The 18,067-nt window shown below is 60.6% G+C and carries 22 protein-coding genes; 6 read left to right on the top strand and 16 right to left on the bottom strand.

The annotated features are described in order from the left end of the window. Positions 1-53 precede the first annotated feature (53 nt). From EI293_RS16180 to xseA, 8 genes are all read right to left on the bottom strand, one after another. Complete coding sequence (locus EI293_RS16180) at positions 54-479, bottom strand: response regulator (RefSeq protein ID WP_125439582.1); 426 nt, start codon at positions 477-479, stop codon at positions 54-56. Further along, positions 476-1,288 (bottom strand): sensor histidine kinase, encoded by an 813-nt coding sequence (locus EI293_RS16175; protein ID WP_125439581.1) that lies wholly within the window; start codon positions 1,286-1,288, stop codon positions 476-478. Before EI293_RS16175 ends, EI293_RS16180 begins: the two co-directional genes overlap by 4 nt. A gap of 53 nt (positions 1,289-1,341) precedes the next feature. Next, complete coding sequence (locus EI293_RS16170) at positions 1,342-2,106, bottom strand: hypothetical protein (RefSeq protein WP_125439580.1); 765 nt, start codon at positions 2,104-2,106, stop codon at positions 1,342-1,344. Position 2,107: 1 nt separating this feature from the next. Continuing rightward, on the bottom strand, positions 2,108-2,521 hold the full coding sequence (locus EI293_RS16165) for a hypothetical protein (protein ID WP_125439579.1): 414 nt from the start codon (positions 2,519-2,521) through the stop codon (positions 2,108-2,110). Positions 2,522-2,602: 81 nt separating this feature from the next. Continuing rightward, positions 2,603-3,142 (bottom strand): hypothetical protein, encoded by a 540-nt coding sequence (locus tag EI293_RS16160; RefSeq protein WP_125439578.1) that lies wholly within the window; start codon positions 3,140-3,142, stop codon positions 2,603-2,605. A gap of 156 nt (positions 3,143-3,298) precedes the next feature. Further along, complete coding sequence (locus EI293_RS16155) at positions 3,299-3,688, bottom strand: hypothetical protein (protein ID WP_125439577.1); 390 nt, start codon at positions 3,686-3,688, stop codon at positions 3,299-3,301. An 86-nt stretch (positions 3,689-3,774) separates the two neighbouring features. Next, the gene (gene xseB / locus EI293_RS16150) at positions 3,775-3,996 is read right to left on the bottom strand and encodes an exodeoxyribonuclease VII small subunit (protein WP_125439576.1); all 222 of its coding nucleotides are present in this window, start codon (positions 3,994-3,996) and stop codon (positions 3,775-3,777) included. 16 nt (positions 3,997-4,012) lie between these two features. After that, a complete protein-coding gene (xseA, locus tag EI293_RS16145; RefSeq protein ID WP_170170408.1) occupies positions 4,013-5,503 on the bottom strand; it encodes an exodeoxyribonuclease VII large subunit in 1,491 nt (496 codons plus the stop codon). Between the two features lie 186 nt (positions 5,504-5,689). On the opposite strand from xseA, the gene EI293_RS16140 reads away from it, so the two are divergent. Then, entirely contained in the window at positions 5,690-7,804 is a 2,115-nt protein-coding gene (locus EI293_RS16140; protein WP_170170407.1) for a M13 family metallopeptidase, read from the top strand. Between the two features lie 140 nt (positions 7,805-7,944). Continuing rightward, positions 7,945-8,301, top strand: coding sequence for a hypothetical protein (locus EI293_RS16135; RefSeq protein WP_125439574.1), 357 nt, complete (start codon positions 7,945-7,947; stop codon positions 8,299-8,301). A 47-nt stretch (positions 8,302-8,348) separates the two neighbouring features. Here the strand turns inward: EI293_RS16135 and EI293_RS16130 are convergent, their stop codons facing one another. After that, positions 8,349-9,077 (bottom strand): peptidylprolyl isomerase, encoded by a 729-nt coding sequence (locus tag EI293_RS16130; RefSeq protein WP_125439573.1) that lies wholly within the window; start codon positions 9,075-9,077, stop codon positions 8,349-8,351. A gap of 103 nt (positions 9,078-9,180) precedes the next feature. After that, entirely contained in the window at positions 9,181-10,428 is a 1,248-nt protein-coding gene (locus EI293_RS16125; protein WP_125439572.1) for a zinc dependent phospholipase C family protein, read from the bottom strand. 163 nt (positions 10,429-10,591) lie between these two features. On the opposite strand from EI293_RS16125, the gene EI293_RS16120 reads away from it, so the two are divergent. Next, the gene (locus EI293_RS16120) at positions 10,592-11,635 is read left to right on the top strand and encodes a hypothetical protein (protein ID WP_125439571.1); all 1,044 of its coding nucleotides are present in this window, start codon (positions 10,592-10,594) and stop codon (positions 11,633-11,635) included. A gap of 126 nt (positions 11,636-11,761) precedes the next feature. Here EI293_RS16120 and EI293_RS16115 read toward each other — a convergent pair whose 3' ends face one another. Both EI293_RS16115 and EI293_RS16110 read right to left on the bottom strand, forming a co-directional pair. After that, a complete protein-coding gene (locus tag EI293_RS16115; RefSeq protein ID WP_125439570.1) occupies positions 11,762-12,421 on the bottom strand; it encodes a hypothetical protein in 660 nt (219 codons plus the stop codon). Positions 12,422-12,494: 73 nt separating this feature from the next. Beyond that, entirely contained in the window at positions 12,495-13,790 is a 1,296-nt protein-coding gene (locus tag EI293_RS16110) for an amidohydrolase family protein (RefSeq protein WP_125439569.1), read from the bottom strand. Positions 13,791-13,944: 154 nt separating this feature from the next. Between EI293_RS16110 and EI293_RS16105 the strand changes: the two genes are divergently transcribed. Next, a complete protein-coding gene (locus EI293_RS16105; RefSeq protein ID WP_125439568.1) occupies positions 13,945-14,196 on the top strand; it encodes an acyl-CoA-binding protein in 252 nt (83 codons plus the stop codon). Positions 14,197-14,299: 103 nt separating this feature from the next. Here the strand turns inward: EI293_RS16105 and EI293_RS16100 are convergent, their stop codons facing one another. Further along, positions 14,300-14,578, bottom strand: a complete 279-nt coding sequence (locus EI293_RS16100) for a CDGSH iron-sulfur domain-containing protein (protein WP_125439567.1) — start codon at positions 14,576-14,578, stop codon at positions 14,300-14,302. Between the two features lie 63 nt (positions 14,579-14,641). After that, positions 14,642-15,154 (bottom strand): GNAT family N-acetyltransferase, encoded by a 513-nt coding sequence (locus EI293_RS16095; protein WP_125439566.1) that lies wholly within the window; start codon positions 15,152-15,154, stop codon positions 14,642-14,644. Positions 15,155-15,309: 155 nt separating this feature from the next. Here EI293_RS16095 and EI293_RS16090 point away from each other — a divergent pair, with 155 nt between their 5' ends. Beyond that, positions 15,310-15,993, top strand: a complete 684-nt coding sequence (locus EI293_RS16090) for a DUF6565 domain-containing protein (RefSeq protein ID WP_125439565.1) — start codon at positions 15,310-15,312, stop codon at positions 15,991-15,993. 78 nt (positions 15,994-16,071) lie between these two features. Here the strand turns inward: EI293_RS16090 and EI293_RS16085 are convergent, their stop codons facing one another. After that, positions 16,072-16,539, bottom strand: coding sequence for a hypothetical protein (locus EI293_RS16085; protein WP_125439564.1), 468 nt, complete (start codon positions 16,537-16,539; stop codon positions 16,072-16,074). Between the two features lie 123 nt (positions 16,540-16,662). Here EI293_RS16085 and EI293_RS16080 point away from each other — a divergent pair, with 123 nt between their 5' ends. Further along, entirely contained in the window at positions 16,663-17,286 is a 624-nt protein-coding gene (locus EI293_RS16080) for a deoxynucleoside kinase (RefSeq protein WP_125439563.1), read from the top strand. A gap of 106 nt (positions 17,287-17,392) precedes the next feature. On the opposite strand, the gene EI293_RS16075 is transcribed toward EI293_RS16080, so the two are convergent. Beyond that, positions 17,393-18,067, bottom strand: coding sequence for a DUF2461 domain-containing protein (locus tag EI293_RS16075; protein ID WP_125439562.1), 675 nt, complete (start codon positions 18,065-18,067; stop codon positions 17,393-17,395).

Below are 18,067 nucleotides of genomic sequence, written 5' to 3'. Positions count from 1 at the left end.
AGCGCCGTTCCTGCTACAGGAACGGCGCTTATCGTTTTGCAGAAATGCCGGAGCTAGAAGGAAGCGGTAAGAATGGGTCGGGAAGTCCCGGAGCCCGGGCGGGTATCAATGACGTGCTGAATGGCCCCGAGCACTTCCTCCGGACTGGCATTCTTGAGCAGATAGCCATGTGCGCCTTCGGCCCGCAGGGAGTCAATCAGCTCGGGCTCATCGTGCATGGAAATGATGATGGAGCGCACCTGCGGGTATTGGGCGCGCAGCAGGCGCACGGTTTGCAGGCCGTCCAGCACGGGCATCTGCAGGTCCATCAGAATCACGTCCGGAATAGTGCCTTGGTCGAGGCGTTCCAGCAGCTCTTGGCCGTCACCGGCTTCAAACAGTACTTCCATGCCTGGAAAGCCGCTGATCAAAGCCCGCAAGCCTTTGCGAAACAGAATATGGTCGTCGACTACAGCTAAGCGGATGGCAGGTGTGCTCATGCGAGGGAAAGGCTAGAGGGCTGATTGGTAACAAGATAGGGCAGGGGAAGGGAAATCCAAACCTGGGTGCCCTGGCCCGGGGCCGACTCGTGGCGCAGGGTGCCGCGCAAAACTCCTACGCGGCTGCGCAGGTTGGTGAGCCCCAGGCCGGTACGGGCCCCGGGCAGGGGTGGCTGGTCGGGTACGGTGGGGTCGAAGCCCACGCCGTTATCGGCGTAGCGCAGGGCCAGGAAATCGGATCCGAAATCAACGGTAATGTGAATCTGGCTGGCGTGGGCGTGGCGTAGGCCGTTACCCAGCAGCTCCTGTACCACACGGTACACAATGAGTTCGTACTTGGGGTCGAGGCGGCGGGGCATGCCCTGTTGCTCAACTTCCACCTGCGTGGGGCCGTCGGCGGGCATGGTGCGGGCCAGGGCTTCCAGCGCGAAAGAAAGCCCGAATTTCTGGAGTGCGGCCGGCAGCAGGTTGCGCGAAATCCGGCGCACCTCGTTGATGGCCTGGTCGAGCAGGATGGTGGCCTCTTGGGTGAGGTCGGGTTGGTTGAGTGTGTTCAGGTGCAGCTTCACGATGGCCAGGGTGGTGCCCACGCCGTCGTGCAAATCGGCGGCAATGCGGCGGCGTTCCTCCTCCTGGGCCAGCAAAGCAGCCTCCAGGGCCTGCTGCTGGGCACTTTCGTGCAGCTCCTGCACTTCCTGCTGCTGCTGAATCAGCCGCCGCTGGTAGCGTACCACAAAGCCCACGATGCCCAGTGCCAGTAAAAGCAGGATGGGCGTCACCAGAACCAGGGGTAGAATTGCGTCGGGCATTGAAGAAAAGCAGGCAGCTGCATAACTATTCGGCTAAAGTAAACTAAACGCTTTTATTTCGAGCGGTTAACCGGTGAGGAAATCGGCGAATGAAGCGGGATTGGCCGCTTCCCGAAGCGGAAGCGCAGCCACTTGGGCAACGCTTGCCGGGGAGCTGGGCCGCCCGGCAGAATGGTTATTAGGTAAATTAGTAGCCCAACTTGTAGCACGCGGAGCGGCGGGTACAACAGCATGCTGTTGATGGCTAGACTATGCTTGGGAAAGCGGGCGGTAAGGTCAGCGGGCAATAGTTCCTGCACAATAAAAACCAGCGTCGAGCAAGGGTAATACAACAAGACCATTGCTCCCAGAATAAGCTCTGGATTCTTTTCCGGTGGTCCGGCCGGCTGCAAATTCCAGACGTGGTACATGGCCAGCATTGTCAGGAGGCAGTTGCCGGTTATGCGGCTGACCACGTTGATGCTGCTCATGAACGGATCCAGCCATAAAGCATCAACCAAAGCCGTCAGTGCAAATCCGGCCCAGCACCAACCAAGTACTTCACGCTGCTTGCGAGGAAGCAGCCCGCCGAATAGCCAACAGAGCGTAGTTATATCGAAAGCGGTAGAAAGGTGGTAAACAAAGCTGTTATTATGTAAAATAGCCCGACCAAACATGTCTAGAAACAGGCAAATTATGTCGCCTGCTAAATAAAAATATACCGGCCGAAAACTTTGCTGCTGCAAAGGCTTCCGACCGGTACAAATGGTAAACGGAACCACAGTTAGGATAGTGCAGATACGAATTAACGCCACCAGATTATTCAGGTAGTCGGTCACCTCAGTTACTCATCGGGCTCGTCGGATCACATACGTTGGGGCATTTCAGCGAACCATCTCCCACAATACCATCTTCATTCAACAATTCGCCGGTTGGGCCGGTGCGGGGCACCAAGTCGTAGCCATTCACGTCTACGCCCACGGCCAGTAGCTGGTACTCATCTTTGCTTTTGTTGCCGGTCAGGTCCTGCTCCAGGCCCATGTAGAAGCGGATGCCCACGCAACCGGGCTGCTGCTTAATGGTGTCGAGCATTGCAGAACCGAAATAATACGCCTTGGTGCGCTTGCGGCCGGCCAGCTCTTCCTGGGTTTGGGGCTGGTTGCGGTAGTTGGCGGTCCACTGCTCAGCTTCAGCGGATGGGATGGGCGCTCCGGCATTGGGGTTGAACCCGGGAATGGGGGTTTCAGAAAGCATACGGTGTGTGTAGGGAGAAGAAGAGAGATTGCGAGGTAATATAGAATTATCTACATGAAAACTATAACCTCTTAGTCATGCTCATCGAGTGACTGCTAAACTAGTAGTCGGTAACCGGCTACTGAGCCAGAAGGCCCGCGTGAAGAAAGCAGCCAGTACAAATAGTAGTAAGCTGTTAATGGAGTACAGCAGTGACATGCCTACTCCATCATCGGTTTGCAGGAAGGTGTTGCTACCCAAGTAAATGGCGACCGTGCCGGCCAGATACAATACGATGCCTGTACCGGCAATCAGCAGCGGCCGACGTTGGGTATTCGTTGGGGCCAAGTGGCGGATTTCCTGTTCAAAATACAGCAGTACCAGCAGGATGCCCAGAAAACTTTCCAGAGCAATGGTGTAGCTGTTGAGCTGGGCCATTCCTTCCAGCAACAGGGAATCGAGAACCGCAAAGGCCAGGAAGCCGCCCAGGAGCCACCGCCGCCACGGCCGCAGCCGGGGTAGCAGCAGGCTGAAGGCGCAGATGTAGCATACCGTTTCGCCAATGGCGGCGAAGTGCGCCAGCCAGATATTTTGCAGGCCAAAGGCCACCGTCAGGCGCATCAGTGTGAAAAGTAGCAACATGAAGGCCGGTACAACGGCCAAGAGTTGTACCGGCCTTGTAAGCCGTTGCCAGTGGACTAATGCCACCCCTGCCGGGATGCTGAGGCTACAGTAGGCCAGCACCTCGAGATAATCTGCTACCCGCGGTAGCCAGGTGGCTAGGGCACCGTCGGTCATTTAGCTGTTAAGCAGGTTAGTTGTGCTGCAGCAGGGCGGGCAGGTTTTACCCGGCCCTACTATCGTTTCGTCGTCAGAACTACTCAGGCTGGCAGTAGCCATAAGCATTGATTCTGTTTCGGCGGGCATCCGCTGGGGTGTGGAGTTTACCAAATCATTGCCATCAGCATCTACGGCCACCATCACCAGTTGCGGCTGATTTTCTTCGTCGCGGCCGTAATAAAAGCGCAGGCCTGCTGCTTCGGAGCGGGCTAGCAAAGTTTCCAGCACTGCCCGGTCGAACAAGTGGCCTTTTACGGCGTGCTCACTTTGTTCCCGAAAACGGCGCGTCCAGTCGCCGGCCTGCTCTAGAGTGAATGGTTGTTTGGGAGCTTCGGAAAGAGAATCCATACGGTGTGCGAAAAATAGGATGGTAGAAAGAGCCGGTTGATGGATTCAAATATAGCCCCCCGTCTACCTTTCCCTACTATCTCGGACTACTGATCTTCCAACTCATCCTCTTCTTCCAGATTTTCGAACACCTGGTCGATGGCGGTTTCGGCGGAGCGGAGCTTTTGCTTGCAGAGGCGGATAAGCTCGGCGGAGCGCTGCACGCGGGCCGTGAGGTCGTCCACGTCCACGGCGTCGGTTTCGAGGGCGCGCAGGATGGTTTCCAGCTCTTCGACGGCTTGGCGGTAGGTGATATTCTGGGGTGACATAGGCGAAAAAACAGCGTTACGGAAGAAACAGCGGTAGTTGCCCACCCACCCGGGCCGGCACCACCGCGTCGTCGGGGAGGCGGAGCAGAAACTCCTGGCCCGGCCGCAGCGGCCCCTGCCAGGGCCGGCCCTTGGGCGTGAGCAGCCGCATGGAGCCACCGGCTACCGGGGCGGCGGGCAACTGGGCCAGTCGCAGCTCCTGGCGGTGCAGCAGCTTCAGGGCGGCCAGCTGCACGGCAAATCGTTGCCGCAGCAGCTGCTCGCGGCGGCGGCGGTGCAGCCGGCGGAAGCGCTGGGCCAGCCCCCGCCCGCGCTGTCGGAGCATTTGCTCCTGGTGGCGCAGGGTGGCGCGGGCGGCCCGGTGCAGCTGGTGGCGGCGTCGCGTGAGGTGCTGCTCCTGGTGGCGCAGGTGGGCGCGGGGGGCCGCCGCTGCCAGTCGGATGCGCTGATGGAGTAGCTGCCGCTGGTCCTGTAGCTGGTTCTGGGCCGCCAGGTGGGCGTGGCGCAGCAGTCGGCTGAGGTGGGCGGCATGCTGCTGCACCTGAGCTTGAGCCAGCTCCCGAATACGGCCGCCGTAGCCTTCCAGGGCCGCTTCCAGCCGGGCCAGTTGCTCAATCAGAAAAGCCGCTACGGCCGTGGGGGTTTTCAGAGCGGTGTGGGCCGTGAGGTCCACCACGGCCTCGTCCCGCTCGTGGCCGATGCCGGTGAGTACGGGCAGCGGAAACGAGCCTACGGCCGCCGCCAACCCATAATCATCGAAAGCCAGTAAGTCGGTTTTGGAGCCCCCGCCCCGGATAATCACCACCGCATCGAACTCCTGGCGGCGGGGCCGGATGCTGTCCAGAGCCGCCCGGATGCTGGTCGGGGCGTCGTCGCCCTGCATGAGGGCCGGGAACAGGGTGAGGGCGAAATCGTAGGGGGCTTCCTGGAGCTGCTGCACGAAATCCTGCCAGCCGGCGGCCGTGGGCGAGGAAATAACGGCCACCCGCTGGATGCCCAACGGCAGCGCCAGGCGTTTCTGGCGCTCCAACAGGTCCTCGGCCTGGAGTTTACGCAGCGTTTCCAGGCGCAGGCGGGCTAGGTCGCCCACGGTGTAGGTGGGGTCGAGGGCCAGCACGTCGAGGCTCAGCCCGAACTGCTCATGAAACTTCACCTGCACCCGCAGCATAACCTTCAGCCCGATGCGTAGCGTGAGGCCAGTCTGCTCCTCAAAAGCCGCCGCCAGTTGCTGGTAGCGCGCACTCCAGATGGTGGCGCGGGCCTGGGCCTTGAGCTGGGCCCCGCGGGCGGTGGTATGTTGGTCGGTGAGGGTAAGGTAGCAGTGCGCGCCGTAAGAGCGGGGCAAAGTGAGGTCTGAAATTTCGGCCACCACCCAGTAGGAATCGGCAAACCGCTCACTCAGCGTCTGGCGCACCCGGGCCAGCAGCTCGCTCAGCGGCATGGCGGCCGGAGGCAACGGTTTGGCAGCAGTGAGGCCCGGCTCGGGCCGGCGGTTATGTAGTGGCATTATAGGTGTAAAGATAGCGCCTGGATAGTTGGTCTGGCTTGACATGGCACACCCCTCGCAACGTTAATCTGCCAGTTAAACCATTCGACCGGCGGCCAGTTCACCCCTTCAACCAAAAATGGCAACGGGAAATTCTTTTACCTTGCCCGAACGTTTCATGGTCCCACTTTCCCTCTTACTCGCCCTATGAAAAACCGTAATACCCTGACGCTGGCTGCTATGGCCGCCGCTGGCCTGTCGCTGGCCGGCTGCGCCTCCAGCAAAACGGCGGCGCCTACGGCCTCAGCCACTACTGAAACTGCACCCGCTGCTCCCGCGCCGGCCCCCGACCCCAAAGGCACCGGCCTCAACGTGGCCAACATCGACCAGTCGGTAAACCCCTGCGACGACTTCTTTCAGTTTGCTTCGGGTAATTGGTTGAAAAACAACCCGATTCCGGCCGCTGAAGTGCGCTGGGGCGCGTTCAACGAGCTGGCCGACAAGAACAACGCCGTGATGCGGCAGATTCTGGACGAAGCCGCCGCCAACACCTCGGCCGCCAAAGGCACCAACGCCCAGAAAGTAGGCGATTACTACGCCTCGGCCATGGATTCGATGGCCATCGAAAAAGCCGGCCTGAAGTATCTGCAGCCCGAGCTGAACCGCCTGGCCGCCGTGAAGGACCTGAAAGGCCTGCAGAACGAGGTAGTGCGCGCCCAGAAAATCCAGACCGGCGCGTTCTACAACGGCTACGTGGGCCAGGACGACAAAAAGAGCGACGAGTACGCCGTGAACCTGTATCAGGGTGGCCTGAGCCTGCCCGATCGGGACTATTACCTGAAGGACGACGCCCGCTCCAAAGGCATCCGGGCGGCCTACACCACCTACCTGGTGAATACCTTTAAGATGCTGGGCGACAACGAAGCTACGGCGGCTAAAAACGCCGCTACCGTAATACGCCTCGAAACCCGGTTGGCGAAAGCCAGCAAAAGCCGCGTAGACCTGCGCGACCCCAACGCCAACTACAACAAGATGACGGTGGCCGAGGCCGCCAAGCAGTTTCCCAACCTGAACCTGCCCGGCACGCTGGCCCAGATGAAGCTGGGAGCCGCCAAAACGGTGATTGTGGGGCAGCCCGCCTTCTTCAAGGAAGTAAGCACCATGATGAAGCAGGAGCCCCTCGGCGACCTGAAAACCTACATGCGCTGGCATCTGGTAACGTCCCTGACCCCGGCTTTGCCCAAGGCCTACGGCGACGAATCGTTCCGGTTTGCGCAGGTGCTCACGGGCGCTAAAAAGCAGCAGCCGCGCTGGAAACGCATGTTGCGTTCCACCGACGGCGCCCTCGGCGAAGCTTTCGGCCAGGTGTACGTAGAGAAAGCCTTCACGCCCGCCACCAAGGCCAAGGCCCTGGAAATGGTGAACAACATCAAGGAAGCCATGGGCGAGCATATCCAGCAGCTGGACTGGATGAGCGACGTGACCAAGGCGGAGGCCCAGAAGAAGCTGGCCGCTTTCACCGTGAAAATCGGCTACCCCGATAAGTGGAAGGACTACTCGGCCCTGACCATCTCGCGCGAATCGTACCTGCAGAACGTACTGGCTTCGCGCGAGTGGGCCTACAACGACAACACCAGCAAGTTAGGCAAGCCGATTGACCGCCAGGAGTGGGGCATGACCCCGCCCACAGTGAATGCCTACTACAACCCGTCGATGAACGAAATTGTGTTCCCGGCCGGTATCATGCAGCCCCCGTTCTTTGACCCCAACGCTGATGATGCCGTGAATTACGGCGGCATGGGCGCGGTTATCGGCCACGAAATCACCCACGGCTTCGACGACCAGGGCCGCCAGTACGACGCCCAGGGCAACCTGCGCGACTGGTGGACCAAGGAGGATGCCGCCAAGTTTGAGCAGCGCGCCGAAATGGTGGGCAAACAGTACTCCGCCTTCTCGCCGCTGGATTCGGTGTACGTGAACGGCAAGCTCACGATGGGCGAAAACCTGGCCGACTTCGGCGGGCTGGCCATGGCCTACTCGGCCCTGGAAAAGCAGCTGGCCAAGCAGTACGGCACCGGGCCCCGCCCAAAGTACGACGGCTTCACGCCCGAGCAGCGCTTCTACCTGGCCTGGGCCCAGGTGTGGCGTACCAACGCCCGCCCCGAATACCTGCGCCAGCAGGTAATGACCGACCCGCACTCCCCGGCCCAGTACCGCACGGTAGGTCCGCTCATGAACATGCCCGAGTTCTTCGAAGCCTTCGGCTGCAAAGACCAGGGTAAAATGGTGCGGGCGCAGGCCGACCGTGCCAAAATCTGGTAGCACTCATTTAGCTGACAGCTTTTGGTTGTTAGTAATCGTTGAAGAAAAAGGCGTTCCGTACACTGCACGGAACGCCTTTTTCGTGCTTCGGGCCGGGACTGGGCCGAAACGTCGTTTGCGGAACGGCCCTATCTTGCTGCATGCAAAACCTCATTCGGGCCTTGTTGGGCGGAAGTATGCTCCTGCTAACGGCCTGCCGGCCCAATACGCAGGAACTGGTGCAGCAGCCGCAGGTCGGCGACGTGTACGTGGTGCAGTTTCAGCCGCCGGGCAGCCCTAAGCCGCAGTTTTACCTGTACCGTGTGCAAACCGTGCGCCCCGAGACGGTGGACCTGACGGCCGCCCGTCAGCCCGTGCCTGAGCTACCGGCCGCGCCGCCTGCTCCCGCCACTTTCTCCACCACTACTGAAACGTACACCCGCGCCGAAGCCTTGGAACTCCTCCAAGAGCAATCCGGCGACGTGAACCATGCCCGGCTGGTAGAAGTGCTGCGGTAACCCATTGTCATTGCTTCGCGCTGCTCGCAATGACAACTGCTCATTGTTCACTGCACTACTTTCACCTTGATGCCGACGTCCTGAGTCGGCCAGTTGTCGCTGCCGACGGGCTCGGCGGCTATTTTGTCGATGACATCGAGGCCTTCTACTACCTCGCCGAACACAGTGTACTGGCCATCGAGGCTGGGCAGGCCACCGACGGTGGTATAGGTGCGTAGCTGATCCGGCGTGAGCGGCCGGCCGGCGCTGGCCTTGGCTTCGTATTCGGTGAGCTTCCGGCCCTGCACAATGTAGAAGTCGTGGCTGGAGGACATGCGGTCGGGGTTCTGCTTATCGTCGTAACGGGCCATGCCCACGGCCCCGCGCTTGTGGAAGTGCCCGGGCCGGATTTCCGGGGGCAGCACGTAGCGGCTCAGTTGCAGCGTCAGCTTATCGGAAGTACCACCCTGAATGGCAAAGCCCTTGACCACGCGGTTGAACACAGTCTGGTCGAAGTAGCCCTTGCGGCTTAGTAGCAGGAAATTAGCGGTGTGCAGCGGCGTGTCCTCGTACAGCCGGATGCGCAGGTTGCCATGGCGCGTCTGGAGCACTACCTCGCGGGCCGGGTACTGGCGGCCGTAGGCGGTGAGCAGCGGCACCGCGTTGGAGTCGGTCAGGGCGCGCAGGTCGGGGCCGGGGATGGGGGGCGGGGCGATAGTAGCGGCATTATCGGGCGCGGTTTGGTTGCAGGCGGCCAGCAGGCTGAGGACAGGTATCCAGCAAAAACGGAGTAGCATAGGTGCGGAAAGGCTAGGGGGAGAGAGGTGCAAGAAACCAAAAAAGTGCGGCCCCGCCGTAGCAGAGCCGCACTTTCGGAATCCAGATGAAGGTCCTGGTTGCTTACCAGCCCGAGCCGCTGGGGGTATCCCAGCCGTCGGAAGCGGGCTTTTTCTTGGATTTGGCGGGCTTGTCGGCTTTGGTTTTTTCCTTCTGGGCGGGGCCGTCGGCGGGCTTGGTTTTCGTTTTGACTTTGGTAGTGCCTTCGGGCAAAGCAGGGGCGCCGGGAACGAGGCCGGGCGTCGTGACGGGCTTGGGCGCTTCGGGCTCGGCGGGCAGCGGCTGCATGTCGCGGGCGGCGTTGATGAGGTCGGGCCGCTCCTCGGCTTTCACTTTCTGCATGGCCAGCAGCAGGCCCTGCTCCACAAGCAGATTATCTTTCCAAGCATCCAACTCAACGGCCAGCTTCTCCTTTTCTTCCTTGTCGGGGACTTTCTTCATGAGGGCATCCAGATCGGGCGAACCGGCATCCTTCCAGGCCGTAATCCACATGGATGCCACCATCGAAGGCGCTTTTTTCAACCGGAAAGCCACTTCGCCGCCCACTTTCTCGTGGTAGGAATCGGCAAAGGCATCGGAGTAGGAGCGGCGGGTTTTGCCGTATTTGTGGCTGAAGATGTACTTGGTTTCGGGAGTATACTTGCGCGTCACTTCCTCTTCCTTGTCAAAGGTGTCGCCCAAAAAGCCGTAGGATTCCTGAATCACCTGCCAGATACCTTTGAGCGGGTCTTTTTCGTAGCGGCCGGGCTCGTTATCCAGTTTGTACTTGCCAATGTTGCGCTCGGGCAGCTTGCTTTCCCACAGCGAATGAATGCCTTCCTGCTTGGTGAGCTGGCCGTCGTAGTTCTCGGTAGTGTGCAGCGGTACGTAGGCATCGGCTACGTAGTGGCCCAGGTCGGCCGAGAGGGCCAGAATTGCGATAGTGTCGCGCTGCTTGAAGGCTTCGGTGAGCTTCTGCTTGGTTTCCAGAATGGCCCAGGGCAGCGTGCCGTATTTGCGCAGGGTGTCGGCGGTGTACTTGGCCACGGCCTTGTCCCAGGCTTTGGGCATGAGGCCGAACGGGTCGTCGCCGTAATGGTCGATGTCGATGAAGTGGCGGCCGGCTTCCAGCGGGTCCTGGTCGCGGCGCTCATCGGGGGCCGTGCTGAGCTTAATCAGCCGGGGTAGATTGCGGTAATAAAAGCCGCGCATGGTGGAAGGCAGACCGTACACGGCCAGCTGGGTGATGGTTCGATGGCCAAAAAAACCCCAGCCCGGTGACAACACCGGGCACAACAGCACGATAAGAAGGGCAAGTAGTAGTTTTTTCATGGGGCAGACCGGGCATGCAAAAGTCGAACGACGAAGGTACAATACAGCCGATTGACGCGCTGATTTTTTGCGCGTTACCGGTTTGGCTTCGCCCCCGCAACTCCCGGTAAAGCCGTAGTATTATACCTGACCCCGTACCGTAGTTTCCCGTGCCCACCCGCCCATGACGCTTATTTCCAAAAAGAAAATCAACTACCGCATTGGCGGACAGCTGCGCCAGTACCTGCACCAGTACGACCGGGAAACCCACCTGCCCGTCACCTACCTCGACCTGACGCGCTTTACTGGCTCGTTTCCGCTGCTCAACCGCCAGGGCCGCGACACGCTCTGGGAAACGGTGTACTACGAGCCCCAGGCCCTGCGCGAGCTGAGCGAAGGACTGGCCCAGGTGTACGCTTTGCTCAAAACTGCCGGCGACCTGTCGTTCACCGATCATCTGGTGGCCGACCGGGTGGACTACTGCCGCTTCGGCAACAGCCACCCGTTCCGGGTGCGCATCGTGAACCAGCTCAACGACAACTACGACTACTTCTACGTGAAGCGGGCCGATGCCTCCCGCGTGTACGGGCTGGAGCTGGAGCACCTGCTAAGCCCCAACAGCATGAACTATCTGGTTCACGGCGACTCGCTGATTGAGGAGCACATTGCCGGTATTCCCGGCGACGACTTCATCCGGGAACATCTGCAGCGGCCCCACCTCAACCAGGTGCGCATTGCCAAGGAGTTCGTGAAGTTCAATGAGCGGTGCTTTGCCCGTTTGCTGGGCGATATGCGGGCCTACAACTACGTCATCGACGTGACGCCCGATTTCGAGGACGAGCAGTACCGCGTCCGGGCCATTGACTTCGACCAGCAGTGCTACGAGGGCAAAAAGACCATGTACATGCCCCAGTTTTTCAAGGATAACCGGGCCGTGGTGATGCTGTGTGGCCGCCTGCTCACGCCCGAGAGCATCCGCCAGTACCAGACCGAGGAGCGCACCCTTATGGCGCGCCGGGTGCGCTCGGAGCGCCACCGCCTCAGGGACCTGATGGACTGCCTCCGCCACGATGAGGTGTCGCCACCCGAAAAGGTGGAACAGCTTCGTCAGCAGCTCAACCAACACCACCGCACCCAGCAGTTCAGCCGCTGCCGCAGCATGGGCGACGTGGTGCGCCTCAACCTGAAAATCATGCTGCTGGCTCCCAATAAGGCGCTGGAAGGGTAAAAGGCACCATCCGATGGATTGGCCGTTCGGATAAGGTGGCCCAATAGCACGGGCAGCTAACGACAACCGGTCCGACGGCCTACTGCCACCGGACCGGCGCGAATATCAAGTGCAAAAATAGTAGTGCTACCTACCCAGTCCGATAACCAGGCCCACCGAAACCTCCACGCCGCCGGGATTGATGATCTGCACCACATTCCGTAACCGTTGCGACGGATTGTAGCCGACATCATACGTCACCGGGTCGCCGGTGAGCAGGATGCCGTAGCCGCCCGTGGCCAGCAGTCCGATGCGGCCGGGTTGCCAGCGCAGGCCGCCGCGCAGGTGCAGCGTGCCGCTGGGGCTCATGGAGTACACGGCCTGCTCCCCATCCAGTTCCACCGAAACGTCACTAATGCGACCGGTGCGCACTAGGTTGGCCCCCACGTAAGGCGTGAATGGGCAGTCGGGGTTGAAGTAGTAGCGGGTTCCAATGCCAATCTTGCCGCCTACGCCCAGGCCTAGTCCGCCGTTGATATCCCAATTGGGCGAGAGATGGTGCGCGTAAGAAACGCCAAACCCATAGGGTGCGCCCCAACCCAGTTCCAGCGTCAGGCTGCCCTGGTAGCGCGGCGCGGCGTCGGCGGCCGGGCGCTGGGGTAGTTGCGGATACGTGGGCGTTGGAGCCGCCGGTTGAGAGGCGTTACCGGGCTGCGGGACGCTGTTCAATTCCGTCTGGGCCAGGGCTTGGCCCGTAGTCAGATATGCCAGCCCACCGGCCAGCAAAAGCGTAGATAATTTTCGCATGAAATAGGGTAGAAAGTGTGGCTATATAGTCGTTGGCAAATACAGGGCCAGAATGCCCGGTTTCTTCGCCGAATTATTCCTGCCGGTACACTACGCCTTGCTTCATCACGAAGCGCACTTGCTGCATGGCGTTGATGTCCTGGGTGGGGTCGCCCTGCACGGCCACCACGTCAGCCAGCTTGCCGGGCTCCAGCGTGCCCAAGTTACTGGTCTGGCCCAGCAGCTCGGCGGCCCGCACGGTGGCACTGCGTAGTGCCTCCACAGGCGGCATGCCGGCTTCTACCATGTAGCGGAACTCCAGGGCATTCACGCCGTGCCGGAACACGGCTGCATCGGTGCCAAACGCAATTTTGACGCCCGCCTTGTACGCCCGCCCAAACGTGGCCTGCAGCTTCGGGCCGATGGCCAAGGCCTTGGGCGTCACTAGTGGCGGGTAATAGTTAGGAATGTTGGCCGAGTCGGCCACCGATTTGCCGGCCGTGATGGTGGGCACGTACCAGGTGCCGTATTTTTTCATCAGCCCGATGGTTTCGTCGTCCATCAAAGTGCCGTGCTCTATGCTGGTGACGCCTGCCCGGATGGCGCGCTTCATGCCCTCGGCGCCGTGGGCGTGGCAGGCCACGGCCAGCCCCAGGTCGCGGGCCGTTTCCACCACCGCCCGAATTTCGGCCTCCGTGAACTGCGGGGCCGAGCCGTCCTTGGCCACGCTGAGTACGCCGCCGGTGCTGGCAATTTTGATAAGGTCGGCCCCGCGCTTGTACTGCTCGCGCACGGCTTGGCGGCCCTGGTCGGGGCCGTTGGCAATGCCGTCGGCGGGGCCGGGCATGCCCATCAGGTCGAGGCGGTAGCCGTTGGTGGGGTCCATGTGGCCGCCGGTACCCGAAATGGCCTTGCCCGCCGTGAACACGCGCGGCCCCGTTACCTGCCCCCGGTTGATGGCGTTGCGCAGGGCAATGTTCACGCCGGAGCCGCCCAGGTCGCGCACCGTGGTAAAGCCGGCCAGCAGGGTTTTACGGGCGTAGTCGAGGGAGCCAAACGCCACATCAGCCGGGTTCTGGGTGAACTCCTTGAGGTAGTTATCCTTGCTGGTTTCGTTTTCCAGGTGCACGTGGCAGTCGATGAGGCCGGGCAGTACGGTGCGGTTCTTCAGGTCGATGACCTTATCCTGCGCCCCGGCCGGCACCGAGTAGCCCCGCTCCACGGCCACTACGCGTCCTTTTTCTACCACCAGCGTCATTTCCGTCTGGGCCCGCTCGGAGCGCATATCCAGCAGACGCCCGCAGTGGAGGTAGGTTTTCTGGGCGTGCGCCGCCGTAGCGGCAACAAGCAGGCCGCCGAGGGCCAGAGGCAAACGAAAGGAGAAGCGCATAGCCGGGAGCCGGGAAAGGAGTGAAGCGAGGCGGAAGATACAGCGGAAATAAACGCTGCATGCAGCCTAAAGTCACGGCATTTCGTACCTTTTGGCACCCGTCCGGGCCTCCTGAACGGTACACTCACTATTTCACCCTCTCACCACTTTCCTTATGGCCTCTCCCGAAGAATTTGAAGCCGCCGCCGCCCGCAGCAAAGAGCTGCCCGCCAAGCCCGACAACACCACCCTGCTAAAACTATACGCCCTTTACAAGCAAGGCAGCGAAGGCGACATCAGCGGCGACCGGCCCGGCGGGTTCGATTTCAAAGCCATTGCCAAGTACGACGCTTGGGCCGGCCTGCGCGGCAAGTCGCAGGAAGAAGCCCGCCAGGAGTACGTTGATTTCGTGAACTCCCTGTTCTAAGCCTTTCGTTAGGAAGCGACAAGCCCTCAGCTACAAGCTGCAAGCCTCAGAGAAGGTACTTGCAGCTTGTAGCTGAGGGCTTGTCGCTTGTAGCTGAAAGTAGTTACGCCAGCGGAGCCGCGCCGGCGTCGGGTGCAGCGGGGGGCGTTACGGGGGCGGCGGGCTTGGGGGCGGGCAGGTCGAAGGCGGTGGCGTCGTGCTCGAAGTGACCTTTATGCGAACCGTCGCAGAAGGGCTTGTTCTTGGAGAGGCCGCAGCGGCAGATGCTGATTCGCTCCCGGCCGGCGAGGCCGTAGGGGTTGCCCTGGGCATCTACCAGCTCGAAATCGTTGCCATCAACGCGCAAAGAGCCATTGCTCAGGACGGTAAGTTTGGTTGCCATGGGGCGGGGGAAATTAAGGTGAGAAAACAGTTGGTATATACGTCAAAGTACAGCCACGAAGGGCTATAGCACTTTGCGCATCACGTAATCATTCATCCAGTAGGGGCCGATGGCAATGTCTTCCTCGTGGTGACGATGAAAGCCTAAATGCTCGTAGAAGGCCTGGGCCGGGTTATGGCGGTTTACGTTCAGATCGAGAGTATGGCCGCCCGCCGCCCGCACAGCCTGCTCCACGGCCGTTACCAGTCGCTGGCCTAGGCCCTGGCCCTGATGCGAAGGCAGTACGTAAATTTTATGCAGCTTATAGAAGCCCGTTTCAGGCTGGGCGGAGAAGGAAGCATAACCGCCGGGCTGCCCTTCTACGTACACCAGCAGAAACGTGTGGCCCTGCTCTGCCATCTGCCGTTCCAGCGAAGCCGGCGTATAGATAACCCGGTACATGTACTCCAACTGCTCCCGCGAGATGATGAACCGGTACGTAGGCTCCCAAGTGGCTTCAGCCAACGCTACAATGGTCGGAACATCGGCCAGGGTAGCGGGCTGAATGCGAATGGAAGGCACGGCGGAAACTGACATAGCAGGCAAAAAACGGCATTATTCGGCGTAAAACCGAACCTCAGTCCCGCTTTTACGCGTTTTGGGCCGGAAATTGCCCGATGCGCTATACGGGTTCGGTGCCGGGGCCGTTCCTGAATTTCCTCTCCATCACCCACCCCGACAAATCCTGCTCTATGAAACTTCCATTTTCGGGTACGTTGCTGACGGCCGCCGGCCTGCTGGTTGCTACGGTAGCCACCGCCCAGCAAACGCCCAAATCCACGACTACCAAGCCTTCGGCTTCCACCTCGAAAACCTCTACCGCCACTACTCAGGGCCTGGAGCGCGACCTGCGCGACTTCAGCGACTGGGTGAACGACAAAGTGGACCGCGCCGCCAGCACCGCCCGCCGGGAGCTGCCGCGCATCAGTGAAGAGTTTGACCGCCAGAGCACGCGCATTGATAAGGCCGTGGACAGCCTGACCGTGGAAGGCAAGCGGGAGTACAGCACCCAGAAAGTGCGCTATCAGCGCTGGGCCACCCGACAGGATAGCCTGGATGCCGCCGCGCGCCGCCCCGCCACCGCCGACCAGGCCCAGCGCCGACTCCTGAACGAGGACGTGAACATCAGCAAAGCCCGCCCCACCGAGCTGTCGGATTTGTACTTCCGCCTCATTGAAACCATGCGGGCCGATAAGCAGAATTGGACCCAGGCCGACTGGAGCGCCGCCAGTGCCGTGCTGACCCGCCTGAACACCCGCTACGAGCAGGTGCGGGACCAGATTCCGCTGGAAGAACGCCTGCGCATCCGCACGCTGCAGGGCGAGTTCCGAACCCTGGAAAAAGCCCGCGACGTGAAAGACGTAATCCGCGAGTAACTCCCTTCCGTTACTGCTTACGCGCCACCGCGCCCGCTGAACCAGGTAGTTCAGCGGGCGCGGCTGGTTCCGGGTGGGTCAGGCTGCGTCGGAGGTAGGAGGCGGCTTGTGCAGCGGCCGGGGCTGGGTGCGAAGCCACTGCCAGGCGGAAGGCACATCATAGAACATCTGAATGGGCATGTGCTGGCGGACGCGTTCGAAGAAAGTCAGGCTGGCCAGTTGGTTGTGCATATCGGGCGAGAAAACGTAGGCGACGGCCCGCAGTCCGTTTCCCATAGCCTGCGGGAGCCACTCGTATTCCAGCCAGTCCATGGCTTCGCTCCAGTCGCCGGTGGCCTGGCTTTTATCGTTGAGCAGCAACGGATAATGTAGCGTAGCTTCCACCTTGAGGTACTCCTGGGCCACCCGCATCACCTCCCGGCCCGTGAGGTTGCCATACCAGCGCGCACATAATACGTGCTGGCCCGGCGCGTGCAACAGGTCTGCCAACGGATTGCCATTGGTATCCGGAACGGTGCCTACCGGCTCTAAAAGCGGAAATGACATAAGAATGGGTGCAGAGCAAACGTGTATAGAGAATACTATATGCTTCTACGGCGGGGGCAGTGTAGCGTTGGGTTCACTTGGGTTGCCTATTTTTGCGGCTCCGTTTTTTTCTGCACCTCGCTCATGCACATTGCAATCGTCGGCAACATTGGCGCCGGCAAAACCACGCTGGCTAATAAACTGGCCCACCACTTCAACTGGGAAGTATTCCTGGAGGACGTCGACCACAATCCGTATCTCAAGGACTTTTACGACGATATGCCGCGCTGGGCGTTCCACTTGCAGGTGTATTTTCTCAATAGCCGCTTCCAGCAGACGCAGCGCATCAAGGAGCTGCAAAAAACCGGTAAGGGCGTGATTCAGGACCGCACCATTTATGAAGATGCCCACATCTTCGCGGCCAACCTGCACCAGTCGGGCCTCATGTCGGAGCGGGACTACCAAAACTACCTGAGCCTGTTCAACTCCATGATCAGCATGGTGAACCCGCCGGATTTGCTGCTCTATTTGCGCGCCGATCTGCCCAAACTGGTGCAGCAGATTGAAAAGCGCAACCGCGACTACGAGAACAACATCAAAATTGACTACCTCAAGCACCTCAACGAGCACTACGAGGAGTGGATTCAGGGCTACGACCACGGCAAGCTGCTCATCGTGGATGTAAACAACCTGGACTACGTGAACAACCCCGAGGACCTGAGCGTCATCATTGAGATGATCAACAGCAAGCTGTTCGGCTTCTTTTAAGCACAGCCGGAGAGGATAAGCACCGCAAACGTGCCCCCTGTCATCCGGAACACAACGAAAAGTCCTTCGCTGTGTTCCGGATGACAGGGGGCACGTTTGCGTATTCTCATTCCGCCACCATGGCTTCGTTGAGGAAGTGTACGAAGGGTTTGGCGGCCTGCCAGGCTTCCAGCACGCGGGCCGGAAAATCGGGGCGGCGCACGTCGGCGTCGGAGAAGGAGCGCCACACGAAGAAGCTTTTCAGCCGCAGCCACTCGATATCGGGGTCGGTTTTGTCGTAGCCTTTGGGGGCCGTTTTGAGCGCCTGCGACTGGTCGAGGCCGTGGGGGAAATGGCGCACCAGCTCGGGATGCTGACGAATGGCGTGGAAGGCTGCTCCGTTGTAGTGGATTTCCTGGCGGATGCCGGCCAGCTGCTGGGGCTCGGGCATCCAGCGGCCAGCCCCCACGTAGGTTTCTCCATCGGGCTGCAAAGCAATGAAGTAGCCGGCCTGGGGGCTGTGCCGGCCGCCGGGCTTGATGCCCGCGCCCATGTGCCGTTTGTATGGCTCATCGCTCTGCTGAAACCGGTCGTTCTTATTGATGCGAAACATCACCTCGGAAGGGGAGAGGCTGCGCAGGCCGGGCTCCAGGTCGGCGGAAGCTTCGCGTAGCAGGTGCGCAATAAAGGCGGTGTACTCGGCGCGGGCCTGGTGGTAGTCGGCGCGGTGCTGGTCCATCCAGGCTTTGTTGTTGTTGGCGGCCAGGGCGCGCAGGAAATCCAGAACGAAGGCAAGGTTCAT

Origin of the sequence: Hymenobacter perfusus, assembly GCF_003944765.1 — a bacterium.
GTDB classification, from domain to species: domain Bacteria; phylum Bacteroidota; class Bacteroidia; order Cytophagales; family Hymenobacteraceae; genus Hymenobacter; species Hymenobacter perfusus.
This window is presented reverse-complemented; position numbering and strand designations above follow the sequence as displayed.